This window comes from Qipengyuania seohaensis, assembly GCF_002795865.1.
In the GTDB taxonomy this organism is placed as follows: domain Bacteria; phylum Pseudomonadota; class Alphaproteobacteria; order Sphingomonadales; family Sphingomonadaceae; genus Qipengyuania; species Qipengyuania seohaensis.
In genome coordinates this window covers 703477-728039 of the sequence record NZ_CP024920.1, presented here as the reverse complement: position 1 = coordinate 728039, position 24563 = coordinate 703477, and the positions used below count along the sequence as shown (strand labels likewise).

Annotated in this window: 24 protein-coding genes; 12 read left to right on the top strand and 12 right to left on the bottom strand. The window is 62.5% G+C overall.

What is annotated here, in order from left to right; genetic code table 11:
• The first annotated feature begins 27 nt into the window (after positions 1–27).
• From CVE41_RS03620 to cysN, 5 genes are all read left to right on the top strand, one after another.
• Positions 28–1059 carry a LacI family DNA-binding transcriptional regulator gene (locus tag CVE41_RS03620; protein WP_100259422.1) on the top strand — a complete coding sequence of 344 codons (1032 nt, stop codon included), beginning with the start codon at positions 28–30 and terminating at the stop codon, positions 1057–1059.
• Between the two features lie 100 nt (positions 1060–1159).
• The gene (locus CVE41_RS03615) at positions 1160–2698 is read left to right on the top strand and encodes an MFS transporter (protein ID WP_198507711.1); all 1539 of its coding nucleotides are present in this window, start codon (positions 1160–1162) and stop codon (positions 2696–2698) included.
• Positions 2691–4094, top strand: a complete 1404-nt coding sequence (locus CVE41_RS03610) for an alpha-amylase family glycosyl hydrolase (protein ID WP_100259420.1) — start codon at positions 2691–2693, stop codon at positions 4092–4094. Before CVE41_RS03615 ends, CVE41_RS03610 begins: the two co-directional genes overlap by 8 nt.
• 147 nt (positions 4095–4241) lie before the next feature.
• The gene (cysD, locus tag CVE41_RS03605) at positions 4242–5150 is read left to right on the top strand and encodes a sulfate adenylyltransferase subunit CysD (protein ID WP_100259419.1); all 909 of its coding nucleotides are present in this window, start codon (positions 4242–4244) and stop codon (positions 5148–5150) included.
• The gene (gene cysN / locus CVE41_RS03600) at positions 5150–7057 is read left to right on the top strand and encodes a sulfate adenylyltransferase subunit CysN (RefSeq protein ID WP_100259418.1); all 1908 of its coding nucleotides are present in this window, start codon (positions 5150–5152) and stop codon (positions 7055–7057) included. The genes cysD and cysN overlap by 1 nt, the downstream gene beginning before the upstream one ends.
• A gap of 9 nt (positions 7058–7066) precedes the next feature.
• Here cysN and CVE41_RS03595 read toward each other — a convergent pair whose 3' ends face one another.
• Positions 7067–8335 carry an acetyl-CoA C-acetyltransferase gene (locus CVE41_RS03595; RefSeq protein WP_100259417.1) on the bottom strand — a complete coding sequence of 423 codons (1269 nt, stop codon included), beginning with the start codon at positions 8333–8335 and terminating at the stop codon, positions 7067–7069.
• Positions 8336–8450: 115 nt separating this feature from the next.
• Between CVE41_RS03595 and CVE41_RS03590 the strand changes: the two genes are divergently transcribed.
• From CVE41_RS03590 to CVE41_RS03565, 6 genes are all read left to right on the top strand, one after another.
• Positions 8451–9212 (top strand): crotonase/enoyl-CoA hydratase family protein, encoded by a 762-nt coding sequence (locus CVE41_RS03590; RefSeq protein WP_100259416.1) that lies wholly within the window; start codon positions 8451–8453, stop codon positions 9210–9212.
• A gap of 43 nt (positions 9213–9255) precedes the next feature.
• Complete coding sequence (locus CVE41_RS03585; RefSeq protein WP_100259415.1) at positions 9256–10419, top strand: acyl-CoA dehydrogenase family protein; 1164 nt, start codon at positions 9256–9258, stop codon at positions 10417–10419.
• Between the two features lie 102 nt (positions 10420–10521).
• Positions 10522–11853, top strand: coding sequence for an O-antigen ligase family protein (locus CVE41_RS03580; RefSeq protein WP_100259414.1), 1332 nt, complete (start codon positions 10522–10524; stop codon positions 11851–11853).
• A 23-nt stretch (positions 11854–11876) separates the two neighbouring features.
• Positions 11877–12563 (top strand): polysaccharide biosynthesis/export family protein, encoded by a 687-nt coding sequence (locus CVE41_RS03575; RefSeq protein WP_232725783.1) that lies wholly within the window; start codon positions 11877–11879, stop codon positions 12561–12563.
• Positions 12560–14770, top strand: coding sequence for a GumC family protein (locus CVE41_RS03570; RefSeq protein WP_100259412.1), 2211 nt, complete (start codon positions 12560–12562; stop codon positions 14768–14770). Before CVE41_RS03575 ends, CVE41_RS03570 begins: the two co-directional genes overlap by 4 nt.
• Positions 14767–15909 carry a tetratricopeptide repeat protein gene (locus CVE41_RS03565; RefSeq protein WP_100259411.1) on the top strand — a complete coding sequence of 381 codons (1143 nt, stop codon included), beginning with the start codon at positions 14767–14769 and terminating at the stop codon, positions 15907–15909. Before CVE41_RS03570 ends, CVE41_RS03565 begins: the two co-directional genes overlap by 4 nt.
• Here the strand turns inward: CVE41_RS03565 and CVE41_RS03560 are convergent.
• The 6 genes from CVE41_RS03560 to CVE41_RS14850 form a co-directional block, all read right to left on the bottom strand.
• Positions 15906–16991 carry a glycosyltransferase gene (locus CVE41_RS03560; protein ID WP_269800179.1) on the bottom strand — a complete coding sequence of 362 codons (1086 nt, stop codon included), beginning with the start codon at positions 16989–16991 and terminating at the stop codon, positions 15906–15908. The genes CVE41_RS03565 and CVE41_RS03560 overlap by 4 nt on opposite strands.
• A 38-nt stretch (positions 16992–17029) precedes the next feature.
• On the bottom strand, positions 17030–18040 hold the full coding sequence (locus CVE41_RS03555; protein ID WP_100259409.1) for a fumarylacetoacetate hydrolase family protein: 1011 nt from the start codon (positions 18038–18040) through the stop codon (positions 17030–17032).
• A gap of 4 nt (positions 18041–18044) precedes the next feature.
• A complete protein-coding gene (gene maiA, locus CVE41_RS03550) occupies positions 18045–18686 on the bottom strand; it encodes a maleylacetoacetate isomerase (protein WP_100261356.1) in 642 nt (213 codons plus the stop codon).
• Between the two features lie 153 nt (positions 18687–18839).
• Positions 18840–20015, bottom strand: coding sequence for an acyl-CoA dehydrogenase (locus CVE41_RS03545; protein WP_100261355.1), 1176 nt, complete (start codon positions 20013–20015; stop codon positions 18840–18842).
• Positions 20016–20084: 69 nt separating this feature from the next.
• Positions 20085–20531 (bottom strand): lasso peptide biosynthesis B2 protein, encoded by a 447-nt coding sequence (locus CVE41_RS03540; protein ID WP_100259408.1) that lies wholly within the window; start codon positions 20529–20531, stop codon positions 20085–20087.
• Between the two features lie 37 nt (positions 20532–20568).
• Positions 20569–20622 carry a hypothetical protein gene (locus CVE41_RS14850; protein WP_232725839.1) on the bottom strand — a complete coding sequence of 18 codons (54 nt, stop codon included), beginning with the start codon at positions 20620–20622 and terminating at the stop codon, positions 20569–20571.
• A gap of 18 nt (positions 20623–20640) precedes the next feature.
• Between CVE41_RS14850 and CVE41_RS14845 the strand changes: the two genes are divergently transcribed.
• Positions 20641–20943, top strand: a complete 303-nt coding sequence (locus tag CVE41_RS14845) for a hypothetical protein (RefSeq protein ID WP_232725870.1) — start codon at positions 20641–20643, stop codon at positions 20941–20943.
• A gap of 87 nt (positions 20944–21030) precedes the next feature.
• Here CVE41_RS14845 and CVE41_RS03530 read toward each other — a convergent pair whose 3' ends face one another.
• From CVE41_RS03530 to CVE41_RS03515, 5 genes are all read right to left on the bottom strand, one after another.
• Positions 21031–21399 (bottom strand): response regulator, encoded by a 369-nt coding sequence (locus CVE41_RS03530; RefSeq protein ID WP_232725782.1) that lies wholly within the window; start codon positions 21397–21399, stop codon positions 21031–21033.
• A gap of 64 nt (positions 21400–21463) precedes the next feature.
• Positions 21464–21943, bottom strand: a complete 480-nt coding sequence (locus CVE41_RS03525) for a hypothetical protein (RefSeq protein WP_100259406.1) — start codon at positions 21941–21943, stop codon at positions 21464–21466.
• Positions 21940–22071 (bottom strand): hypothetical protein, encoded by a 132-nt coding sequence (locus CVE41_RS14940; protein ID WP_269800166.1) that lies wholly within the window; start codon positions 22069–22071, stop codon positions 21940–21942. The genes CVE41_RS03525 and CVE41_RS14940 overlap by 4 nt, the downstream gene beginning before the upstream one ends.
• On the bottom strand, positions 22071–22811 hold the full coding sequence (locus tag CVE41_RS03520) for an OmpA family protein (RefSeq protein WP_100259405.1): 741 nt from the start codon (positions 22809–22811) through the stop codon (positions 22071–22073). The genes CVE41_RS14940 and CVE41_RS03520 overlap by 1 nt, the downstream gene beginning before the upstream one ends.
• A 63-nt stretch (positions 22812–22874) precedes the next feature.
• Positions 22875–24521, bottom strand: a complete 1647-nt coding sequence (locus tag CVE41_RS03515) for a vWA domain-containing protein (RefSeq protein WP_100259404.1) — start codon at positions 24519–24521, stop codon at positions 22875–22877.
• Between the last annotated feature and the right edge of the window lie 42 nt (positions 24522–24563).

The following is a 24563-nucleotide window of genomic DNA, read 5'->3' as shown; positions in this document are numbered from 1 at the left end:
ACGGGTTTTCCTGTCCGGAGGAGAGAGATGGGACGCAAGCCGACTGGTCGCCCGACCAGCTTCGACATCGCCTATGCCGCCGGCGTTTCGCAGCCGACCGTCAGCCGTGCGCTGCGCGGCGATCGCTCGGTGAGCGAGCAGACGCGCCAGAAGATCCAGCAGATCGCGCGCGACCTCAACTACACGGTCGACAAGAACGCATCCTCGCTCCGCTCCCAGCGTTCGAATACGATCGCTCTGCTCTTCTTCGAGGATCCCACGCCCGACGAAAGCATGATCAATCCCTTCTTCCTCGCTATGCTCGGCTCGATCACACGGGCCTGCGCCGACAGGGGGCTGGACCTATTGATTTCCTTCCAGCGCATGGAAGACGACTGGCACGTAAAATACCAGGACAGCCACCGCGCCGATGGGCTGATCCTCCTCGGTTATGGCGATTACACGACCTATACGCCGAAGCTGGAAAAGCTCGTGGCGCAGGGCACGCACTTCGCGCGGTGGGGGTCGGTCAGCCTTGATTCCAGCGGTGCTACGGTGGGCACCGACAATGTCGATGCAGGCCGCAAGGTCGGTGAGCATCTCGTCGGTATCGGCAAGCGGAATATCGCCTTTCTGGGGGAGGCGGATGAAACCTGTCCCGAATTCCTTGGTCGCTACACGGGCCTGTGCAAAGTGATGGAGGAAGCAGGACTTCCTGCGCCGCCGCGCTTCGATGCAATCACGACCGAAGAGGCAGGTTACGCTGCTGCGAAGGCCTTGTTGTCCAGCGGAGGTGTTTGTGACGCGATCTTCGCCGCAAGCGATCTGATCGCGATCGGAGCCATGCGCGCGATTGCGGAAGCCGGCAAGCGCGTGCCCAATGACATTGCCGTCGTCGGTTTCGACGATATCCCGGCGGCCAGTCTGACCACCCCTCCGCTGACGACCGTCACCCAGGACGTAAAGGGCGCTGGTGAAACGCTAGTCGAAGCTCTCCTGGCCCAGATCGACGAGCGCGAAGTGAAGCCGCGCAAGCTGGCGGGTGAACTGGTTATCCGGGGCAGCACCGTACAAAACTGACGCATTACGTATTCGTATACGTGTTTGCGCGAGGGCTTGCTTCGTGCGAGCCATCGCATCGTGACCGGGCAAGAAGTCCGGCCGGGGAGAGGATTGTACGATGGCGACTTCGGCCGCACCACTATCGACGCGCAAGCCGCAAATGGGTTGGGGACAGCTCGCCAATATCAGCTTCGGCTTCTTCGGCATCCAGATCGGGTTCGTCCTTCAGAACTCCAACATGAGCCGGATCTTCCAGACCGTGGGGGCATCGCTCGACGATCTTCCGGCGTTGTGGGTTGCCGCGCCGCTCACCGGCCTGATCGTACAACCGATTATCGGGCACCTTTCGGACAAGACATGGAACCGCTTCGGGCGCCGGCGGCCCTATTTCATGACCGGCGCGATCCTGGCTGCGCTGTCGTTGCTGCTCATGCCGCTCGCGCCAGCCTTCGGCGCGCCGCTGCTGTTCGCTGCCGCCTTGCTGTGGGTGCTTGACGCGAGCCTCAACATTTCGATGGAGCCGTTCCGCGCGTTTGTCGGCGATATGCTCGACAAGTCGCAGCACGCCACCGGCTATGCGGTGCAAACTGCCTTCATCGGGGCGGGCGCAGTGGTCGCCGCGATCTTCCCTTGGCTGCTGGAGCAATTCGGCGTCAGCAACGTCGCTCCCGCCGGCGAGATTCCCGATACCGTCAGGTGGAGCTTCTGGGCAGGCGCTGTCGCCCTGTTCGCGGCGATCGGCTGGACTGTCATCTCGACCAAGGAATACAGCCCCGAGGAAATGGCCGCATTCGAGGCGGAGCGAGAAGTCGAGGCAGGGCAAAGCGTGCGTGCCCTCGCGGCGAAAACCTACACTTCGGCAGCCGTATGGCTGGTTGCTGGCATTGCGGTGATCCTCGCGGTTTCGCCGCTTGGGCTGGAAAAGGAAATTCTGCTGCTGGGCGGCTTGCTCGTTGCATACGGGCTACTCAGCGCCATCGGCATTTCCATGGCCAAGCAGGGCAAGCACGCGAATATGCTGTCCAGCATCGTCGGTGATTTCTCGGGAATGCCGGACACGATGAAAAAGCTGGCTGTCGTCCAGTTCTTCAGCTGGTCTTCCCTCTTCATCATGTGGATCTATTCCGGCCCGATCGTGTCGCAGTATTTCTACGGCAGCGCCGATCCGACGACCGCCGCCTATAACGAAGGCGCGAACTGGTGGAACCTGATCTACACGGTGCAGAACGCCGTAGCTGCTGTTGCTGCACTGGCGGTCCTGCCGCTGCTTTCCAAGCGTATGGGCAAGGCGCGGACGCACATGACCTGCCTGCTCCTGGGTGCGCTAGGGTTTCTCGGGTATTTCTTCCTGCGCGATCCGAACCTGCTGATCGTATGCGAGATATTGAAGGGGATTGCGTGGGCCTCGATCCTTGCCATGCCCTATGCAATCCTTGCCAGCAGCCTGCCCCAGGCGAAGCTCGGCATCTACATGGGGCTGTTCAACATTTTCATCGTGGTGCCGCAATTGCTGGTGGCTACCGTTATGGGCAGCGTGATGAACGCATTCTTCCCGGCCGACCCCATCTGGACGATGCTTTTCGCCGCAGCGAGCTGGTCGGTGGCTGCGTTTGCCATGCTCCGGGTTGCCGTTCCGGGGGAGAACGCCAATGCGTAAGGTCATCATCGGCGCGGCCGCAGCAGCTCTGGTCGCGGGCGGTGCCTACGCAATGTCGGGCACGCCTGACGAACCGGGTAGCGTAGCGTGGGAGCCGCAAGACACCGTCACGATCGAGCATCCCGAATGGTCGCGCGATGCCGTGCTGTACCAGATCAACACGCGCCATTTTACCGAGGAAGGTACCTTCGCTGCCGCACAGGAACAATTGCCGCGCCTGAAGGAACTGGGCGTCGACATATTGTGGCTCATGCCGATCCACCCGATCGGGGAGGAGAACCGCAAGGGCACTCTGGGCAGCCCCTATTCGGTGCAGGACTATTACGCGGTGAACCCGGAATTCGGCACGGAGGAGGAGTTCCGTGAGTTTGTCGATGCCGCTCACAAACAGGGCTTCAAGGTAATCCTCGACCTTGTCGCCAACCACACGGCTTGGGATAATGCGCTGCGCAGCGATCATCCCGACTGGTACGAGAAGACTTGGGACGGCAGTTTCCGTCCGACCCCGTGGTGGGACTGGTCCGATATCATCGACCTCGACTGGTCGCAGCCGGGTGTGCGCGAGCATGTCGGCGGGGCGATGGAATACTGGGTGCGCGAATTCGACGTCGATGGCTACCGAGCCGATGTGGCGGGATATGTTCCGCTTGATTTCTGGGAGACTGCCCGTGCGCGTCTCGAAGCGATCAAGCCCGTCTTCATGCTCGGCGAGGTCCAGCAGACAGCGTTCCACCACAAGGCATTCGATGCGACCTATGCATGGGACTGGCACAACACGACGAAGAACGTGGCGCAGGGCAAGGGCAATGCGACCAGCTTCTACGGCTATTACGCCGAAAACGAGAGCCTGTGGCCGCGCTCGGCCATGCGCATGACATACATCGAGAACCACGACAGCAATGCGTGGGAAGGCACGATGGAAGAGAATTATGGCGCCGCGCTGGAGGCGATGACTGCGCTGTCCTTCACCGGCGAAGGTCTTCCCCTGATCCATAATGGAATGGAGGCATGCAATGCCAAGCGGCTGGAGTTCTTCGAGCGCGACCCGATCGACTGGGATCAGGATTCCGACTGCGGATATGGCGAATTGCTGGTCGACCTGATCGCCTTTCGAAAGGCCAATCCGGCGCTCGAAAGCGGTCAGTGGGGTGCGCGGATGCACCAGGTGGTGACAGACAAGCCCGAGCAGGTGCTTGCCTGGGCGCGGCAGGAAGACAGCAACAAGGTCGTGGGCCTGTTCAATTTCTCGCCGTCGGAAGTGAGCGTGACGCTGTTGGATGGTCTCGCAGCGGGGCGCTACACCGGGTTTCGTGAAGAAGGGGAAACGGTGCTTGCCGAGGGCGACAGTGTGACGCTTCCCGCATGGGGCTTTCGCCTTCTTTCAAGCACGCAATAGGGGCTGATCGGCCCACATTGCCGTTGCCGGGGCGCAAACCATTCTATCCCGCCTACGACCAAATGGCGCTTGCGGGTTGAGCAGCATGCATCCATCTCGGCGTCTCGCTAAGTTTAACCGTATGCAGACGCCGGGGCTCGCCTCCACATGACCCTTACTCACCTTCAGCGGCTCGAAGCCGAGAGCATCCACATCATGCGCGAGGTGGTGGCCGAAGCGGATAAGCCCGTGATGCTATATTCCATCGGCAAGGACAGCGCGGTCATGCTGCATCTTGCGAAAAAGGCCTTCTACCCTTCGCCGCCGCCCTTTCCCCTGCTTCACGTCGATACGACATGGAAGTTCAACGAGATGTACGACCTGCGCGAACGCAGCGCACAGGATGCGGGCATGGAACTGCTCGTGCATCGCAACCCCGAAGCCGAGGAGATGGGGATCAATCCCTTCGACCACGGACCGCTCCACACCGACATGTGGAAGACGCAAGGGCTGAAGCAGGCGCTGGACAAATATGGTTTCGATGCGGCTTTCGGCGGTGCGCGCCGCGACGAGGAAAAGAGCCGCGCGAAGGAGCGTATCTTCTCTTTCCGAACAGCCAGCCACGGCTGGGACCCCAAGAGCCAGCGGCCGGAACTGTGGAACCTCTACAACGCCCGCAAGAAGAAGGGCGAGAGCATCCGAGTGTTTCCGCTGTCCAACTGGACCGAGCTCGACATCTGGCAATACATCCATCTCGAGAATATCGAGATCGTCCCGCTCTATTATTCCGCCAGGCGTCCGACCTTCGAATACGAAGGCGGGTTGTTCATGGCCGACGATATCGAACGGCTGGAAAAGGTCATGGGGGAGCGCCCCGAGATTACCGAACGCTCGATCCGCTTCCGCACGCTGGGCTGCTTCCCGCTTACCGGGGCGGTCGAAAGCGAGGCTGCGACACTGCCCGAAATCATCCAGGAGATGCTGCTGACGACAACGTCGGAGCGGCAGGGCCGGGTGATCGACAAGGATTCAGGTGACGCGTCGATGGAGAAGAAGAAGCAGGAGGGCTATTTCTGATGTCCTCCGATATTTTCCAGACCGACGCCCTCATCGCCGAGGATATCGACGCCTACCTCGAAAAGCATCAGCACAAGACCATGCTGCGCTTCATCACCTGCGGCAGTGTGGACGATGGCAAGTCGACCCTGATCGGGCGCCTGCTTTACGATTCCAAGATGATCTTCGAAGACCAGCTCGAAGCGCTCAGCGCCGATAGCAAGAAAGTCGGGACGCAGGGCCAGGAGATCGATTTCGCGCTGCTGGTCGACGGCCTTGCCGCCGAACGCGAGCAGGGCATCACTATCGATGTCGCCTATCGCTTCTTCGCGACCGAGAGCCGCAAGTTCATCGTCGCCGATTGCCCGGGGCACGAGCAGTACACGCGCAACATGGTGACCGGCGCATCGACCGCCGATCTTGCCTGCATTCTCATCGACGCGCGCAAGGGCGTGCTGGTCCAGACCAAGCGCCACAGCTTCCTGTCCCACCAGCTCGGCATCAAGAACCTCGTCCTTGCCGTGAACAAGATGGACCTGATCGGTTACGACCAGGACAAATACGACGCGATTCTCGCCGACTACGAAGAGTTCGCCCGAAGCATCGGCATCGAGAGCCTCACTGCGATCCCGATTTCGGGCCTGGCGGGCGACAACATCACCACGAGGTCGGACAAAACCCCATGGTACGATGGCCCCACCTTGATGGAACACCTCGACGCGGTGGAGGTCCGCTCGGACGTGAACCTCGTCAAACCATTCCGCATGCCGGTGCAGTGGGTGAACCGTCCGAACCTCGATTTTCGTGGTTTCTCGGGACTCATTTCCACCGGCAGCATCAAGCCGGGCGACCCGGTTCGTTCGCTACCCTCGGGCAAGACCAGCAAGGTCAAATCGGTCGTCACGATGGACGGCGATCTCGAACAGGGAATTGCGGGCCAGTCGGTCACGATCACGCTAGAGGATGAAATCGACTGCTCGCGCGGCGATGTCCTGGCAGCGGCCGACAACCCGCCTGAAGTCGCCGACCAGTTCGAAAGCACCATCGTCTGGATGGACGAGGAACCGCTCGTCGTCGGCCGTGGCTACTGGATGAAGCTCGGCACGCAGATGGTCAGCGTGACCGTCGCCGAACCGAAGTACGAGATCAACGTGAACACGATGCAGCATCTTGCTGCCAAGACGCTCGAACTCAATTCGATCGGCGTGAGCGAGATCACCACCGACAAGCAGATCGTCTTCGAGGCCTACTCGGACAACCGGGCGCTCGGCGGCTTTATCCTGATCGACAAGATCACTAATCGCACGGTCGGTGCAGGTATGCTGCACTTCAGCCTGCGCCGCGCACAGAACGTGCACTGGCAGGCCACCGACATCACGCGTGACGATCACGCCGCGATGAAAAACCAGCGCCCCCGCGTCCTGTGGTTCACCGGCCTGTCCGGCTCGGGCAAGTCGACCATCGCCAACGAGGTGGAGAAGAAACTGGCGCTGATGAACCGCCACACCTTCCTGCTGGACGGCGACAACGTCCGCCATGGCCTCAATAAGGACCTTGGCTTTACCGAAAGCGACCGGATCGAGAACATCCGCCGCATCGGCGAAGTGGCGAAGCTGATGACCGACGCGGGCCTTATCGTGCTGACCGCCTTTATCTCGCCGTTCCGTGCCGATCGCCAGCTTGTCCGCGACATGATGGGCGAGGGCGAGTTCATCGAGATCCACGTCGACACCCCGCTCGAAGTGGCGGAGGCACGCGACGTGAAAGGCCTCTACAAGAAGGCGCGCGAGGGCAAGCTCAAGAACTTCACCGGCATCGACAGCCCCTACGAGGAACCGGAAGAACCCGAGATCCGCGTCAACACCGTGGCGATGAGCCCGGAGGAAGCCGCGGATTACGTGATTTCCAAGATCCTGCCGCTGAAGTGACCGCCGCGATCAGTCGACGAAATCGTCGACCCGTTCGATCACGATTGCCGGAGCCATGCCGCCTGCCGCGCACATGGTGACGAGGCCGTAACGCTTGTCCTGGCGTTCCAGTTCGTCGACCATCGTGCCGATCAGGATCGATCCGGTCGCGCCGATGGGATGGCCCAGCGCGATGGAGCCGCCATTTACATTGACCTTGTCCCAGTCGAGATCGAGGTCGCGCACGAATTTGGCCGCCACGACAGCGAAAGCCTCGTTGATCTCGTAAAGATCGATGTCGTCCTTGGTCAGGCCCGCCTTTTCCAGCACCTTCTTGGCGGCAGGCACCGGGGCGTTCAGCATCAGCGTGGGATCGTCGCCCATGTTGGCGGTCGCGACGATTCGTGCGCGCGGCTTCAGGCCATGCTTCTGCGCATAGTCCTTGCTGGTGACCAGAACGGCTGCCGCACCATCGACCACGCCCGAGCTGTTGCCCGCGTGGTGGAAGTGCTTGATTTCGAGATCCGGGTATTTCGCGTTCACCAGTCCGGCAAACGTAGTCCCGTTCTTGTCGAGCGGGACGTTGGCGATCTTGGCGAAAGCCGGTTCCAGTTCGGCAAGGCCTTCCTTGGTCGTTTGCGGACGGGGGTACTCTTCCTTGTCGAGTACCACGTTTCCGTCATCGTCCAGCACCGGCACCACCGATTTGTCGAAGCGGCCTTCCTCGATCGCTGCGGCGGCGCGCTGCTGGCTGCGGTAGCCGACTTCGTCCAGCTCTTCGCGGGTGAAGCCTTCCATGGTCGCGATGGCATCGCCGCACACGCCCTGGTGGCTCTGCGGGTGCTTGCGCATCAGGCGTTCGTTATAGCTGCCCATCATCGGCGGGCGCATTCCGGCGGCCATCTTTTCCTTCGACATGGCGGCGGTCAGGCTCATCATTTCGGTGCCGCCTGCCACGACGCAATCTTCCATGCCGCTCATCACCTGTGCAGCGGCGAGGGCGACGCTGGTGATGCCGCCGCCGCAGAACCGGTCGAGCGTCGTGCCGGACGAGGTGATATCATAGCCTGCATCGAGCGCGGCCATGCGGCCAAGGTCGCCGGCCTGCATTCCGTCCTGCGTGCTGACCGACCAGATCACGTCGTCCACGGTTGCGGTATCGAGATCGTTGCGGTCCTTGATCGCCTTGAGACAGGTTGCGGCGAGGTGCTGGGGATGCATTGCGGCGAGAGCGCCTTTGCCCTGCTTGCCGATCCCGCGCGGGGTGCGGACGGCATCGATGATATAGGCTTCGGACATGGCGTGTTCCTCTCTCGTCTTGTCGAATCTTGCGGCTTTTGCCGGTTGACGTTTGCGTAAACCTCCCGCAGCAAGGGCGCAAGAACAGTTTCTATTTGCAATGGAGAGAGCGAGCATGTCGGAAGAAGTCCTGACCGAAGTCGACAACGGTGTCCTGATCGTCACGATCAACCGTCCCGAAGCGAAGAATGCGATGACCAAGGCCGCGGCCGAGGGGATTGCCGCAGCGATGGACCGGCTCGATGCGGAAGACGACCTGCGGGTCGGTATCCTGACCGGTGCAGGCGGCACTTTCTGCTCGGGCATGGACCTCAAGGGCTTCCTTCGCGGCGAATCGCCCAGCATCGAGGGTCGCGGGTTCGGCGGCGTGGTCCAGGCTCCTCCGAAGAAGCCGCTGATCGCTGCTGTCGAAGGCTATGCGCTTGCCGGCGGTCTCGAACTGATGATCGCCTGCGACCTCGTTGTTGCGCACAAGGATGCGAAATTCGGCATCCCCGAAGCGAAGCGCGGCCTCGTGGCGGCGGCAGGCGGCGTCATGATGCTGCCCGACCAGATTCCCGAACGGGTCGCCATGGAACTGGCGCTGACCGGCGACTTCATCGGCTCGGATCGCGCCTACGAACTCGGCCTCGTCAATCGCGTGACCGATGGCTCCGCCCTCGACGGGGCGAAGGAACTTGCCGCCAAGATCGCGGAAAACGGTCCGCTCGCGGTTCGCGTATCGAAGCAGATCATGAAGGAATCGCGCGGCTGGGCGATGGGCGAACGCTACGACAAGCAGGCCCAGCTGATCGGCCCGGTCTTCGTCTCAGAAGATGCACGCGAGGGCGCGGCAGCCTTCGCCGAAAAGCGCAAGCCGAACTGGAAGGGCAAGTAAGCGGCCCGAGCCCACAAAAGGATAATCGAGAGGAACCCAATAAATGCCCGTCATCGACGTACCGCAGCCCGAATTTATGGAGGACGAGGAGATCTCGATCTTCGCCGACGCCGTCGGGAAGTTCTATGAAAAGCACGCTCCCGAAAAGCGCGTCCTGAAATGGCGCGAAGAAGGCCAGGTTGAGCGTGGGTTCTGGAACGAGGCCGGCGAAGCGGGCCTTCTCGGCACTTCGGTCCCCGAGGAATATGGCGGCCATGGCGGTGATTTCCGCCACGAAATGGTGGTCATCGACCAGCAGGCGAAACATGGCGTCGAAGGCTTCGCCGCCAGCCTGCACAATACCGTGATCCTGCCTTACCTCGTGCGCCACGGCACCGAAGAGCAGAAGAAGAAGTACCTGCCCAAGCTCGTCAACGGCGAGCTGGTGAGCGCGATTGCGATGACGGAACCGGGCGTCGGCTCCGACCTGCAAAGTATCACCACCACGGCGCTTAAGGACGGCAACGGCTACCGGATCAACGGCGCCAAGACCTATATCTCCAATGGCCAGACCGCCGATTTCATCATCGTTGTCGCCAAGACCGATCCCAACGAGCGCGCCAAGGGCATTTCGCTCATGCTGCTCGAGACGGAAGGTGCCGAAGGTTTCCAGCGCGGCAAGAAGCTCGACAAGATCGGCATGGACGCCGCAGATACCTCGGAACTGTTCTTCGACGATGTTTTCGTCCCGGCCGAAAACGTGCTCGGCGGTGAAGAAGGCAAGGGCTTCTACCAGCTCATGGGGGAATTGCCGCAGGAGCGCCTGATCATTGCCATGGGCGCAATGACGGGAATCGAGAAAGCACTCGAGACGACGATGGAATTCGTCAAGTCGCGCAAGGCTTTCGGACAGACGATCTGGGATTTCCAGAACACGCAATTCGTCATGGCCGACCTGAAGGCACGCGCGACCGCGGCGCGGGTCTTCGTCAACGATTGCATTGCAAAGCACCTCAAGCGTGAACTCAGTGTCGATACGGCCTGCATGGCCAAGTACTGGGTCACCGAACTGCAGGGCGAAGTGGTCGACAAGTGCCTGCAATTCCATGGCGGTGCCGGCTACATCAACGACTACCCGATCGCACGGATGTACCGCGACAGTCGTATTACCCGCATTTTCGGCGGCTCGAACGAAGTCATGAAGATGGTGATTGCCCGCTCGATGTAGTTCCTTCTCCTCCCTGCTCAGGCTAGGGCAGTGCCCAGCCTGACGGGGAACGGACGCTTGCGCAGAAGAAACGCCAGACGAGTATCTCGCCACGGCTTGCTGGTGGCCGGTTTTCTGGCGGTGGCCATGATCTTCGGTGGCGGTGGCTCGCCAAGCCCCAAGGCCGAAATCATCGTGCAACTGGGCTTTGTCGCAGCACTGATCGGCTGGGTCTGGTGGGCCGATGCCGAACACGACGAAGCCTTGCTGCCTGTTCCGCGCGAGCTGCTGTGGATTGGCGGCCTTTTGGTCTTGGTACCGCTCCTCCAATTGATCCCGCTGCCCCCGGGCCTGTGGCAGGCCCTCCCGGGCCGCGAGCTGGAAATTGCCTCGCTTTCCCTTGTCGACGGGGCGGGCACCTGGCAGCCGATAAGCGTCAGTCCCTCGAGGACGCTCGCCGGTCTGCTTGCGCTGGTCCCGGCGGTCGCCATCATGTGGGCGACCGCGAAACTGCCATCGCGCGACCGCCGCCTTCTCGTCCTTGCCATAGCCGGGTTGGCGCTTGCCGGAGCCGTGTTGGGCGCGCTCCAGCTGGCGAGCGGCAATGGCGCATTCCAGCTTTACGAATTGAGCCATCGCGGCTGGCTGACCGGATTCCACGCCAACCGAAATGCCGCAGTCGATGTGCTGCTGATCGGTTCGCTGGCGCTGAGCGCATATTTCGCCACCAAGGCAATGCCCCCTGCGATCCTGCGGCGCCGGATGCCGGTTCTCGTAGCGGGGCAGGCCGTCCTGCTCCTCGCTGCAATCCTGACCGGCTCGCGGATGGGTGTCTTGCTGATCCTGCCCGTGCTCGCATTGAACGCGATGATCCTGAGGCCATTCGCCGATGGCCGACTGCTCAAGATTGCCGGACGCGCGGCTTCATTCGGCGTCATCCTGCTTCTGGCGTTACCCCTGATCCTTGCCGGAAATCCCCGATTGGCCGCCGTCGCATCCCGCTTCGATGCATCGGGCGATGCCCGGCTCACGCTCTGGCGCGATACGCTGGGCGCAATCGAGGCCTTCTTCCCGTTCGGCAGCGGGATAGGCAGTTTCCCGGTGGCTTTCGCTCCGCACCAGAGTTTCGAGAGCCTGTCGGAAGCTTTCATCAACCGTGCTCACAACGATTACCTGGAATTCTTTCTCGAAGCTGGCCTGCTTGCCCCAATCGTCCTGCTCGCAGGTGCCTACCTGCTCATCCGGACGGCCATCGCGGCCTGGGCCCACGCGCCCTGGGATCGCGCTCCACAGATCTTTGCCTGCGGAACGCTGGGTGTCATTGCGCTGCATTCGCTGGTCGATTATCCCCTGCGGAACATGGCAATAGCCTGCCTCGCAGGGGTGGCAGCGGGAATGCTCACTGCGACACGCCCGGCGCGTGAGGATAAACGGGAAGCGGACGGGGACAGATGACGGGTCGTATCCTTTCACGAGTTATGACGCGATCTGCATTGCTGGCAGCCTGTTTGGGCGTGGGCGCCTGCCAGACGCCACTCGACCCTATCGTTCCGGACGGCCAAGCGGGATACGACGCGGTGGTCATCGACCCGCAAACTGCGCTGCCGGAACGCTACACTCTCGCCCCCGGCGATGTTCTTTCGGTCGCGGTCTTCGGGGAGGCCGATTTGTCGGTCGAACGCATTGCCGTGGACAATGCCGGCGTCGTGACGCTCCCGCTCATCGGTGATGTACGCGCAGTTGGTCGCAGCGCCAGTGAACTCGGTTCAGCGATAGAGGCGGCCTATGCAACGAATTACCTGCGCGATCCGCGGGTATCCGTCGCGGTGCTCGAAGCGCGCGATCGTACCATCGCGGTCGAAGGCGAAGTCGAACAGCCCGGTGTCTTCGCATATGCCGAAGGGCAGACGTTGCTGTCTGCGCTCGCACTGGCCCGCAGCCCCACGGATACGGCGAAGCTCGACGAGGTGATGATTTTCCGCACCGTTGACGGGGAACGGTCCGCCGGCAGGTTCGACCTCCGGGCCATTCGCGGTGGTCGTATGCCCGATGTGGCGCTCGTCCCGGGCGATGTGATCGTCGTGGGTTATTCCAGCGTTCGCGGCGCTTGGCAGGACGTCCTGCGCGCCGTTCCGGTGTTCGGCATATTCAGGCCGATCGGATGACGGACCAGTCACTTCCGCCCCTTATCGGCGAACGGGACCGTTACGCGGCGGCCTATGCGGCTGCCGGTGAAAATGCCGTCAGCGCTGCGATCCGCAACATTATCGGGGCTGTGCGCCGCTATTTCTGGATGGCAATCGCGATCGTCGGTGCAGCCGTCGCGCTCGCCGTCATCGTTACCATGCTGGACACGCCGCGTTACACGGCAGCCGCCAGCCTGCAGATCAACGACCAGAGCGACGAGGTGCTGGGCGCCGATCTCGATCCCCAGATCGCACCACCGTCGGATTGGGACATCGACCGCTTCCTCAACACGCAGCTCGACGTGCTGCGCAGCAGGGCGCTGGCTGAAAGAGTGGCCGATGCCCTCGATCTTGCCAATGACGAGCGTTTCTTCGCCGCTATGGAAGTGCCTGCACAAACCGGCGCGGCGAGCGAGACTGAAAAGCGCAAGCTGGCCGTGGCGCTCCTGCAGGGCAACACCGAGGTCGAGCTGCGCCGCACGACCCGTATCGCCATGGTCGAATTCTCGAGTACTGACCCCGAAGTCACTGCGCGGATCGCGAACGCCTTCGCTGAAGAATTCATCCAGCAAAACCTCCAGCGTCGCTTCGACAGCTCTTCCTATGCCCGGAATTTCGTGGCCGAACAGCTCGACGAGGCACGTGCTTCGCTGGAGGAAACGGAAGCGGCGCTGAACGATTACGCGCGCCAGACAGGTCTTATCCGCACGCGCGATGCCATGGCCACCGGCGGCGCGGACCTTGCTGCCGGGACGGTAACCTCTTTCAGCCTGCTGCAATACAACCAGGCCGCGATCCGGGCGCGCGAGGCTCGCATCGCTGCTGAATCTCGCTGGGACGCGGTGCGCAATTCGCCCCTCCTGTCGTCGCAGATCGTTCTCGCCAATCCGACGGTTCAGGCCCTGATGACCCGCCGCGCGCAATTGGAAAGCGAGCTGGACGCTGCCCGGGATCGTTATCTTCCCGGCCATCCTGCAGCCGCGCGCATCGAGGGCGACCTTGCTGCAGTGAACGGGCAGCTAAGCCGGACAGCTAACGAAGTGCGCCAATCGGTCCGGGCCGAATATCTTGCAGCGCAGGCAGCCGAGAACCGGCTGGACAACCAGGTAAATCAGGCACGCGGGGACACGCTTGCCGAACAGGACCAGTCGGTGCGGTACAACGTGCTCGCACGCGAGGCCGATACGGCGCGCTCCATCTATGAGGGGCTGCTGCAGCGCTATCGCGAGCTGAATGCTTCTGCGGGCATCGCATCCAGCAACATCACGATCATCGATCGGGCGCAGGCTCCCGATATGCCATCTTCGCCCAGCCTCCCGCGCAATCTTGCAATCGGCTTGCTGCTCGGGCTCGCGTTGGCGGGCATTGCGATTTTCCTTCGCGACCAGCTCGACGATGTGATCCATACGCCTGAAGACGTGGAGGAAAAGCTCGGGCTTTCCCTGCTAGGCGTCGTACCACGCACGGAAACCGGCACCCCTCTTGAGGAGCTTGCGGAGCCGAAGTCGGCAATTTCCGAAGCTTACAATTCGATGCGTGGGGCGCTGCTTTATTCGACCCCGACCGGATTGCCGAAGATCATCGTGGTCACCAGTGCGCAGGCTGCCGAGGGCAAGAGCACGACCAGCTTCGCGATTGCCGCGGGTCTTGCAAGGATTGGCGTTGCGCCCCTGCTCATCGATGCTGATTTGCGCCGACCGACCCTGCACAAGATCGCCGGTATCAAGAGCGAGCGGGGCCTCACCGACCTCCTTATCTCGCGCGAGGAACCTCGCGATGCCGCAACGCGTGTTTCATTGGGCGAGGCTGAATTCGACGTGCTTCCTGCCGGTCCCTTGCCGCCAAGCCCCACGGAACTTCTTTCCTCACCGCGCATGGCGCAATTGCTGGAAACATTCGGGCAGCAGTACGGCGTGGTCATCATCGACAGTCCGCCGGTCCTCGGCCTGGCCGATGCGCCCATGCTGGCAGCGATTGCCGATGGCACGATTTTCGTCGTCGAAGCCGAACGGGGCCGCAGCGGTTCGCTCAAGGCGGCGCTGCGCAGGCTGCGCTCGATGGAACCGACGATCCTCGGCGCCGCGCTTGCCAAGTTCGATCCTTCACGGTCGGGCAATCGATACTCCGCCTACTACGGCTATGACTACTACGCCTATTCCGACAAGAAGGACGCCATCCCGTCATGACAAGCCTGCGAGCCAAATGGCTCGTGACGGGGGGCGCCGCGATCTTCGCCGTGGTCGCGTTCTTTTCCGGATTCGACCGGATCACGGCGCACCAGCCCAATGACGAGCGATTGATACCCGCACCCTTCCGCGTCGACGCCGACCGTGTTGCAGCTTCACTTTATTTGCTCGGGCGTGAGCCTGAGCTCGCGCAGGCTGCTGCAAGCCGGGCGATCCTCGCCGATCCGCTGGACGCACGCGGCCCCGCATTCCTTGGTGCGGCAGCGTACCGGGCGGGCCGGACCGAGCTGGCAGAGCGAGCCATGAAGACCGCAACGCAGCTAAGCCCGCGCGAGCCTTTGAGCCGCGCGGCCCTTGCAGCGCATGCGATCGAGCGCGGTGAGGTTGAGGAGGCTGCACTGCATTTCGATGCCCTGTTGCGGGCGCAACCTGCCGCAAGGGAACTCGATGTCCTGTTTTCCATGATGGAATCCAGCGAGGATGGGAGAGCGGAGCTTGCCCGCAGGCTCGCGGGCGAAACCTTGTGGAGCGAAGCGTATCTGCGCGCAGAAGGCCAGCGTCAGGAAGTACTACGAGACCGCGCCCGGTTCCTGACCATCAGATCCGAGCAAATCGGCCTCGAATGTTCCCGTGTGGAGCCGCTCGTGAGGGCGCTGGCGGATCGAAATCTGCGTGCGGATGCTCAGGCTCTTCAGGCCGCAAATTGTACGGACCCTGAAAGCAACCAGTTGTTGATCGATCCAAGTTTCGAGCGACTGGGCCAGGACGCGCTGTTCGGGTGGCGCCGCCATCGGTCGGGGGATGTGCAGATCTCCGCCGTTGGTACCGAGGATCGGCGGGTGGAAATGAGCAATCGAACCAGTGTGACACGGCTCGTGCTGTCCCAGCCGGTTGCGCTTAAAGCTGGCGAGTACCGCGCCTTTGGCAGCGTTGCGGGGGCGAATTCCGACACACTTCTCGCATCGCTGGACTGCGGCACACCGACGCGGCCGGGGCAGGGTGGCGGTGCGCTGGCACGGGGGCAGTTGCTGCGTGCGCCCGATTGCGACAACCAGGTCTTCGGCATCTGGTTGCGGCCCGGCGCAGGCGCTGTCTCGCTCGACAATATGCGGCTGGAGGCAGTCGGACAGCCTGACTAGAGCAAGCCGGCGTAAGCGGCCTCCCAGCGCTGTGCCACCGCATCGCGTGAGAATGGCCCGAGTGCCAGACTTTTTGCAGCGCTGCTCATCCTCTTCCATGCCTCGTCCGAGAGCGTGAAGCCGTCGACCAAGGCCGCAGTGATGTCATCGACGGATGTACCGCAATCGATCGCCGCGCCGGAGGCGAAACCCTCCGGCAGATTGCAGTTCGAACTCATGAGCGCAGGGATACCTTCCGCCCACGCTTCGAGCACCGCCATTGGTAGTCCTTCGCTGTGCGAGGGAAGTACAAGGAAGCGGGCGAGATCGAACAGGGCGGCCTTTTGCGATCCGAACGCGGTGCCGACGAACTCGACCCCGGCCCCGGCAGCACCGGGTAAGGCCTGCTCCAACGCCGCTATCCCAGCGTTGTCGCCCCAGCCGGCGATCACGAGCGAAGCTTCGGGTGGGAGGCGATCGCGCGCCTTCACCCACGCTGCGATCAATCCGCCCAGGTTCTTCTTCTCGTGAATCCTGCCAAGATACAGCGCGACGGGGCCGCGGGACGCCGCCGATGACATGCGTGCCGGTGGCGCGGCATTCGGGATCGAAACGGTGGAGGCGGCTGGCACTTCTCGCGCGATGTCGGCCGTCTCGGCCTGCGTAAGCGCATGGAAAAGCGACGCCTTTCTCCAGGCACCTTGCTCCCACAACGCGCGGGCAATGTTCTTCTTCCACGCATTGCGCGAGGTGATCCACGGGGCGAGCATTCCGTGGGGACTGACGACCAACGGCTTTCCCGTTCGCTGCGCCCAGTCGCCCGCAGCTTTGACCGGATACTGCCAGATCCCGTGGAGGTGGAGCAGGTCCAGTTGCGCCGCGTCGAGCAGGCTCCGCAATTCCGGCGCATAGGCAATTGCTGCCGGTCCGTGAGGCTTCGCAAGTTGTCGCTCGATCCCCTCGATGCGCCAGCCATCCTGTGCCGCAGCCTCGTCTTCGATGCCCAGCACGACCGGCACGGCACCGAGGCTGTGCAGGATATCGGCCTGCGCCACGACAGCTTCGAATACGCCGCCATTGCGGCGCGAAACCCACGAGCTCAGCAGGCCGATCCGCTTACCCGCGAGGGGGGAAGGGTTGCTCAGGCCTCGACGACCTTCTGTTCGATAGCGCCGAAGATCGAGTGGCCTTCTGCGTCCTTCATCTCGACCCGGACGGTATCGCCGGGCGCCATGAAGCGCGTCTTCGCTTCGCCATCGGCAATCGTCTCAATCATGCGGATTTCCGCGATGCAACTATAGCCGAGCCCGCCTTCTGAAACGGGCTTGCCCGGATCGCCATCGGGGCCCTGGTTCGACACGGTGCCCGAACCGATGATGGTGCCAGCGCCAAGCTCACGCGTCTTGGCGGCATGAGCGACTAGGTCCGCGAGGTTGAAGGTCGCATCCACCCCGGCATTGGCGCGGCCGAAGGGCTCGCCATTGTAGTCGACCATCAGCGGCAGGTGGATGACGCTGCCTTTCCATGCATCGCCAAGCTCGTCGGGAGTGACCGCGACGGGGCTGAAGGCGCTGGCGGGCTTTGACTGGAAGAAGCCGAAACCCTTGGCGAGTTCGCCCGGGATCAGGCCGCGCAGGGAGACATCGTTGACCAGCATGACCAGCTTGATGTGATCGGCGGCATCTTCGCTCGACACGCCCATCGGCACGTCGTCGGTGATGACCGCGATTTCGCCTTCCATGTCGCAGCCCCACTTGGTGTCCTTGAGCGGGATGTCGTCGCGCGGGGCGAGGAACTTGTCGCTGCCGCCCTGGTACATCAACGGGTCGTGATAGAAGCTCTCCGGCACTTCCGCACCGCGCGCCTTACGCACCAGTTCGACGTGGTTGATATAGGCCGAGCCGTCAGCCCACTGGTAGGCACGGGGCAGCGGCGAATGCGCTTCGCGTTCGTGAAAGCGTTCGCACGGCACGGTCCGGTGCTCCACATCGGTGTAGAGCGCGTTCAGCTTCGGCGCGACTTCGTCCCAATTGTCGAGCGCGGCCTGCATGGTGGGCGCGATGTTGTCGGCCGCGCAGAATCGGGTGAGGTCTTTCGACACGACCACCAGCTTGCCGTCGCGGGTTCCGTCCTTGAGTGTGGCGAGCTTCATGGGGTCAATTCCTCTCTGGATTGTCTGTTTGGTTGTCCGGATGGGCGCGCTGGAAGGCGGGCAGGGCCAAGCAGGCCTGTTCGATCCGGGTAATGCGGGGCTTGTCGCTGAAGTCGAAACCGAACCGCTGCGCGTTGTAGACCTGTGGCAGAAGGCAGACTTCGAAGAAGCCGGGGCTGTCGAACAGGAAGTCGCCGGTATCGAGCTGCGCGAGCCGCGCCTCGAGCGGGTCGAGCGTGCGAGCGAGCCAGTGGCGGTACCACACACCGATCTCGTCCTGCGACTTGCCATATTCGTTGGCGAGGTACTTGAGCACCGGCAAGTTCAGCGGGGCGTGCAATTCAGTTGCGATGGCATAGGCCAGTTCGCGCGCGACATAGCGGTCCTCGATGTCGGAAGGCAGCAGGGCCTTGTCGGGATAGGCCTCGTCGAGCCATTCCAGCTGCGCCATCGACTGCACCCGGTCCTTGCCGTCTGCTTCCAGCAGCGGGACCGAACCGAAGGGATTGCGGCGGGTGAAGGCTTCGCCCTTCTGTTCCGAGGTCAGCAGGTTCACCGGCACGTATTCATACTCCAGCCCCTTCAGCTCCAGCGCGATGCGCAGGCGGTAACTGGTCGAGGAGCGGTAGTAACCGTGCAGCTTCATCATGCGGCGTCTCCTACAGAGTGGAACATGTGGAACACGGTCCAGGCGAAATAATTGCCGGACCCGTCAATCCCGTCGAAACCGGGACACAGGACGGGCTGGGAGCAGCTCATGAGCGCCTGATGCCCGCGTTCCTGAAAGTAGGAAAGGGCATCAGAAAGCGGCGATCCCCGTAATGGCGCGGCCAAGGATCAGCGCGTGGACGTCATGCGTGCCCTCGTAGGTGTTGACTGTTTCCAGGTTCACCATGTGGCGGATCACCTGGTATTCTTCCGAAATGCCGTTGCCGCCATGCATGTCGCGTGACTTGCGGGCGATATCGAGCGCCTTGCCGACATTGTTGCGCTTCACGATCGAGATCATGTCCGGCGCGAACTTGCCTTCGTCCATCAGGCGGCCGACGCGCAGGGATCCCTGCAGGCCGAGAGCGATCTCGCTCATCATGTCGGCCAGCTTGAGTTGGTAAAGCTGCTTGGAAGCGAGCGGTACGCCGAACTGGTGTCGGTCGAGGCCGTACTGGCGCGCAGCGTGGAGGCAGAATTCCGCCGCGCCCATTGCGCCCCAGCTGATGCCGTAACGGGCTCGGTTGAGACAGCCGAAGGGGCCCTTTAGACCCTGTACTTCGGGAAGCAGCGCATCGGCGCCGACTTTCACCTCGTCCATGACGATCATGCCGGTGGTCGATGCACGCAGTGACAGCTTGCCGTCGATCTTGGGGGCGGAAAGGCCTTCCATGACCTTTTCAAGGACGAAACCGCGGATGCCGCCGCCATGCGCTTCGCTCTTGGCCCAGACGACGAAGACGTCAGCAAAAGGCGCGTTGGAAATCCACGTCTTGGAGCCGGAAATCTTGTACCCGTCGCCATCCTTCTTCGCGACAGTCTTCATCCCGCTCGGATCGGAGCCCGCGTCGGGTTCAGTCAGGCCGAAGCAGCCGATCAGTTCGCCGCTGGCAAGGCCGGGAAGGTATTTCTGCTTCTGCTCTTCCGAGCCGTAGGCATGGATCGGATACATGACGAGGCTGGACTGGACCGAGGCCATCGAGCGATAGCCGCTGTCGACGCGTTCGATCTCGCGCGCGATGAGGCCGTAGGCGACATAGCTTGCGCCGGCACCGCCATATTCTTCCGGAACGGTAGCACCCAGCAAGCCTGCCTGGCCCATCAGCGGGAAGAGCTCGGGGGCATCGATCTCTTCGCGATAGGCGTCCGTGACACGCGGCTGCAGTTCGCTTTGCGCGAAACCGTGCGCGGCATCGCGGATCATCCGCTCTTCCTCGGTCAGCTGTTCGTCGAGATTGAAGGGATCGTCCCAGGCGAAAGGCACCATGCCGGCCATATAGTCTCCTCTGTTACGTTCTTGCCGATGGCACCAAGCGCAACGCGGCGCAAGGGGGTGTCAGGCGACTTCCGCGTCCTGCCCGGTAAACAGGGCGTAATCGGTCTCGTCGCATATTCCGGTCACCCACTCCTCGCCCACCTTCAGCCAGGCGTGGAAGCGGTTTTGCGCATTCCCGTCCAGCCGTGTTCCGATGAACAGATCGGAACGGATGCCGCGCCGCTGCAACATTGTGCGCGCAGCCAGCGCCTGGGGAAGGCAATTGGGCGATCCGGGCACATTGCGCAGCGCCCTGGCGATGGCGAAGCGGATGCGTCTTGCAGCTTCCAGGTCGGCCCCTGCCGGAGTGGTGGTGCCAGGTGCGCCCACCGAGGCGAAGCGTTCATGCCACCGCCCCGAGGCCACGCCCGCCACCAATGCCTTTGCATAAAGCAGCGCGGCCATGGCCTCGAACGTCGCGAGGCGGTCAGCGCTGTCGAGCGCTAGGAAGGTGCGCAGCTTCGGCATCAGCGCACAAGATTATCACGTTTTGGGGCGCAATGCCTCAATTTACGTGTTCGAGGGCCTTGCGGCAGTCGTCGGCGCATTCACGACACATCTTCGCGCACAATGCACAATGCGGATTGTCGTGCTGGGCACATTCTTCCGCACAGGTCTCACACGCCTTGATGCAAGCTTCCATCTGGGCGCGGAGCACATCGATGTTTTGGGCGGTGCGTCGAACGGCCAGCCGGGCCGTGGCTGCGCAGACATCTGCGCAATCGAGGCAGTTACGGATGCACTGCGCCATCGCCATGTCCTCTGCCACGCAGGCATCGGCGCAGGAGGTGCAGAAAAGCGAGCAGAGCATCGCATGGCGCGCGGCAAGGACGAGTTCTTCGGTCTCGTCCTCGACTTGCGGATGGGCTGCGATCATTGATGGAAGCGACATGGGGGGTCTCCGTTAATTACCTTGTTCTCATTCAAGGCAATGGCGGGAGCAGCCCGTTCGTTCCGTCAGGCAGGATCAGTGGTGCGCGGCGGCCTGCTGAACCGAGTGGATTACCTCTGCAGGCGGGCATGGCTTCGACAGAGCGGTGGCATTGGGAAACCGCTCGGCGACCTGGGCCGGGGTAATCTGTCCGGAATGGAAGATAACCTGCACGTCTTCCGCCATCATCTGTTCGGCCAGCGGATAGACGATACCGTCACCCAGTTGCACGTCGAGGATCGCGATGTCGGGCTTGTTCTTCTGATAGGCGAGCATTGCCGAGGATAGGTCGTCGAAGGGACCTTCGACCAGATATCCTGCTTCTGATACGGTATCGCATAGGTCGTAGCCGACGATCAGTTCGTCCTCGGCAACGAGTATGCGCAGTGGTTGCTGCTGTCCCATCCTGCTCTCCTCACGTGCGCTGACCCAACGGATTCAACGCGCACACGAGAAAAGGTTCCCGAGCTCAGGCAGTGGAGCCGTACTTCAGCTGGAATGCCTGCACATCGCCGCCCGCGAGGAGGGCTGCTTGGCCTACCCAATCGTCGCGGCGGATGCGGCCCTGGAAGCGTCCGAGCTGGGCGTCCACGCGTTCGATTTCGGCATCCTCCCAGGCTGCAATCTGGTCGAAGCGGGTGACGCCAAGTTCGCCCAGCGTCGCGGCGAGCTTGGGACCGACACCCTTGATCCGCGTGAGATCGTCGCCGCCGGTCGGCTTGGCGACGGAGGCTGTGGCCGGAACGTCGGCGTCCTTGGCCGCGGCAGGCGGGCTGTCGATCAGGGCGGCATTGCGGCGGGCCTTGTCGGCGCCCTCGTCCAGCACGTCTGTCTTTGCGCCCGTCACATGGGTGCGACGGGTGGAACGGAAGAGATAGAAGGCAATGACGATACCGATCAGCAGGGCGACCAGTATCAGCGGCCATTGTTCGGCGACCAATTCGCTCATGACGTTTCCTCTTGGCTTTGTTCAGTGACGGAGGGATCGGGAGCGCGGCCCCAGATCACCCATCCGATGGCAAGGCCGAGCCCGTAGGCGGCCAGCATCAGGGCAGTGGTTTCCAGCCAGATCGGCATCAGCGTGGTCCCGGCGTATCGACAGGGGTGGGGGTCACCGGCTCGATCCGGATGACGGAAAATTCAATGCGGCGATTGGCGGGATCGTCTGCCTCCAGCCCTTCGACCGGTTCGGCAGACCCAACCCCGCGGGCGCGCAGTCCGTCGCGCGGGATACCGCGCCGCACCAAGGCTTCGCGAACGGCGCGGGCACGGTCCTGGCTTAGCTCAAGGTTGCCCGGTTCGGTGCCGCTGCGATCGGTATGACCGATAATCGCGATGATCGAACCGAGGCATGGACGCAGGGCGACCGCCACTTCGTCGATCAGAATATTGCTGGTGTCGAGCAGCGCCGCGCTGCCCTCCTCGAAGCGGATGGAGCGCGTGCGGAGCAGGGTTTCGACATCGTCCTGGCAGTGAAGCGGTTCGAAATCGACATCGTCGGACGATGCATTGGCCCAGCCGTCTTCCCAACTGACCCCTCCGACGCCCGGCAGGCCTGCCACGAGTTTGGCAGCACGGTCCCTTGTCCCTTCGTCGAGGTCTTCGCCGCCCGAAAGCATGGGGTGGCGGATCGGGGCGCCCTGCTTGGTTTCGAAGCGTGCGGCGACTGGTTCGTAACCCGCTTCGGCGATTGCGGTCCTGGCTCTTTCGTCGAGCCTCTGCGCCAAAGCCTCTGCGCCCGATTTGCTGCCAACATAGCCAAGCGCCGCGACAAGCACGGCGCCGAGCGAGATGGCGAGGGCGGGACGGGACTTCATGGTTCCGCCTTCTAGCTGCGCGCCGCAGGGGTGCAAGGCCCACGGCGCGCGCTGTGGGCAAAGTTACATCTGCGCTTCGGCGCTGCGAGCCAGCTCGACGAATTCCTGCCGCCAGAAATCGCGCTGGCGGCCGGCGAGGCGGATTACATCGTCCCACGAATAGTCGGCGAGGAGTTCGTCGCCCCGCAGTTTCTGGCCGTATGCGGCGACGGCTGCGGCAAAGGCGAAGTCACCCTGCGGCAGGCGCTGCGTGGCCAATCGCTCGGCAGGCAGGCGATACTGGAGCAGTTTCGATTTCGACCCGCCAGGCAGCTTGTAGCGCAGCTGTACGAAGGCTGCCTCATTCGCATCGCCCGCCTTGGCCTTGCCGCGATTGCCGGCATAGCGGCGCTCTCCGATCCAGCCCTTCGCGCCCGTGGGGATCACTTCGTAAAGCGCCGTCACCTGGTGTCCGGCACCGATATCGCCGGCATCGACACGGTCGTTCGCGAAATCCTGTTCCCGAAGCGCGCGGTTCTCATATCCTATCAGGCGGTACTGACTGACGACTGCGGGATTGAATTCGACCTGGATCTTCACATCCTTGGCGATGGTAAAGAGCGTAGAACTCATTTCGTCGCGCAGCACCTTTTTCGCTTCAAGCGCGCTGTCGATATAGGCGTAGTTACCGTTACCGTGATTGGCGATCTGTTCCATCATCGCCTCGTTGTAGTTGCCGGTGCCGAAGCCGAGGGTGGTCAGCGTGATGCCGCTGTCGCGCTTCTTTTCGATCTTGTCGATCAGGGCATCGGTGTCCGACATTCCGACGTTGAAATCGCCGTCGGTGGCAAGGATTACGCGGTTCACACCGCCCTTGATGAAGCCTTGTTCCGCCATCGAATAGGCGAGGTCCAGCCCGGCAGCGCCAGCGGTGGAGCCACCTGCACCCAGCCGGGCAAGCGCCGCGCGTACCTTGGCAGGATTGCTGGTCGGCTCCAGCACTACGCCGGTGGAGCCGGCATAGACGACGATGGATACCTTGTCGTCACGGCTCATTTCAGAGGCGAGGCCCGACAGCGCGCGCTTGACCAGCGGTAGCTTGTCGGGGCTGTCCATCGAACCCGATACGTCGACAAGGAACACGAGGTTTGCCGCCGGGCGTTCGCTACGCGGCAGGTCGTATCCGCGCAGACCGACGCGGATCAGCTTGGCTTCCTCGTTCCACGGGGTGGCCGCCGTGCTGAGCGTGACCGAGAACGGCTTGCTGCGATCCGCGGGCGCGGCATAGTCATAGCGGAAGTAGTTGATCATCTCCTCGGTCCGCACGGCGTCCTGCGGCGGCAGCTCACCCATGGTGAGGAAGCGTCGAGCATTGGCGTAGGCACCGGTGTCGACATCGACCGAGAAGGTCGAAACCGGCTCGCTGGCGGTGACCCTGATCGGCGAGACTTTCTCTCCGGCATAGCGTTCGCGGTCTTGCGGCGGGATCACCATGCCGTGATCGCCGATCCAGGGCGCGGCCACCGAAACCGGCGGGGGAGGGGCCATGGCCATCTCCGCGTTTTCGTACATGACAGAAGTGTCGGCGGATTCCTCGATATCGACAGTCGTCAGGCGTTCTGTCCTTTCGCTGCCATCCTTGACGCCTTCGCAACCGGCCAGGCCGAAAATGAGGGCGGCTGTCGAAACGAAGGCAAGGGAGCCTCCGGTAATGCGCGTTGCGTTGTCCATTTTTTTCCTCTCCACGATTCGCTCTCCCAGTGTGATGTTATT

What these genes read in the sequence shown, in the direction of transcription:
- CVE41_RS03525 (WP_100259406.1), bottom strand. Translation starts at nt 21,943, where the DNA reads ATGAGCGAATTGGTCGCCGAACAATGGCCGCTGATACTGGTCGCCCTG.
- CVE41_RS03570 (WP_100259412.1), top strand. Translation starts at nt 12,560, where the DNA reads ATGACGGACCAGTCACTTCCGCCCCTTATCGGCGAACGGGACCGTTAC.
- CVE41_RS03555 (WP_100259409.1), bottom strand. Translation starts at nt 18,040, where the DNA reads ATGAAGCTCGCCACACTCAAGGACGGAACCCGCGACGGCAAGCTGGTG.
- CVE41_RS14940 (WP_269800166.1), bottom strand. Translation starts at nt 22,071, where the DNA reads ATGCCGATCTGGCTGGAAACCACTGCCCTGATGCTGGCCGCCTACGGG.
- CVE41_RS03540 (WP_100259408.1), bottom strand. Translation starts at nt 20,531, where the DNA reads ATGCCGAAGCTGCGCACCTTCCTAGCGCTCGACAGCGCTGACCGCCTC.
- CVE41_RS03620 (WP_100259422.1), top strand. Translation starts at nt 28, where the DNA reads ATGGGACGCAAGCCGACTGGTCGCCCGACCAGCTTCGACATCGCCTAT.
- CVE41_RS03515 (WP_100259404.1), bottom strand. Translation starts at nt 24,521, where the DNA reads ATGGACAACGCAACGCGCATTACCGGAGGCTCCCTTGCCTTCGTTTCG.
- CVE41_RS03545 (WP_100261355.1), bottom strand. Translation starts at nt 20,015, where the DNA reads ATGGTGCCTTTCGCCTGGGACGATCCCTTCAATCTCGACGAACAGCTG.
- CVE41_RS03595 (WP_100259417.1), bottom strand. Translation starts at nt 8,335, where the DNA reads ATGTCCGAAGCCTATATCATCGATGCCGTCCGCACCCCGCGCGGGATC.
- CVE41_RS03615 (WP_198507711.1), top strand. Translation starts at nt 1,160, where the DNA reads ATGGCGACTTCGGCCGCACCACTATCGACGCGCAAGCCGCAAATGGGT.
- CVE41_RS03610 (WP_100259420.1), top strand. Translation starts at nt 2,691, where the DNA reads ATGCGTAAGGTCATCATCGGCGCGGCCGCAGCAGCTCTGGTCGCGGGC.
- cysD (WP_100259419.1), top strand. Translation starts at nt 4,242, where the DNA reads ATGACCCTTACTCACCTTCAGCGGCTCGAAGCCGAGAGCATCCACATC.
- cysN (WP_100259418.1), top strand. Translation starts at nt 5,150, where the DNA reads ATGTCCTCCGATATTTTCCAGACCGACGCCCTCATCGCCGAGGATATC.
- CVE41_RS03575 (WP_232725783.1), top strand. Translation starts at nt 11,877, where the DNA reads ATGACGCGATCTGCATTGCTGGCAGCCTGTTTGGGCGTGGGCGCCTGC.
- CVE41_RS03530 (WP_232725782.1), bottom strand. Translation starts at nt 21,399, where the DNA reads ATGGGACAGCAGCAACCACTGCGCATACTCGTTGCCGAGGACGAACTG.
- CVE41_RS03565 (WP_100259411.1), top strand. Translation starts at nt 14,767, where the DNA reads ATGACAAGCCTGCGAGCCAAATGGCTCGTGACGGGGGGCGCCGCGATC.
- CVE41_RS14845 (WP_232725870.1), top strand. Translation starts at nt 20,641, where the DNA reads ATGCGGATTGTCGTGCTGGGCACATTCTTCCGCACAGGTCTCACACGC.
- CVE41_RS03590 (WP_100259416.1), top strand. Translation starts at nt 8,451, where the DNA reads ATGTCGGAAGAAGTCCTGACCGAAGTCGACAACGGTGTCCTGATCGTC.
- maiA (WP_100261356.1), bottom strand. Translation starts at nt 18,686, where the DNA reads ATGAAGCTGCACGGTTACTACCGCTCCTCGACCAGTTACCGCCTGCGC.
- CVE41_RS03520 (WP_100259405.1), bottom strand. Translation starts at nt 22,811, where the DNA reads ATGAAGTCCCGTCCCGCCCTCGCCATCTCGCTCGGCGCCGTGCTTGTC.
- CVE41_RS03585 (WP_100259415.1), top strand. Translation starts at nt 9,256, where the DNA reads ATGCCCGTCATCGACGTACCGCAGCCCGAATTTATGGAGGACGAGGAG.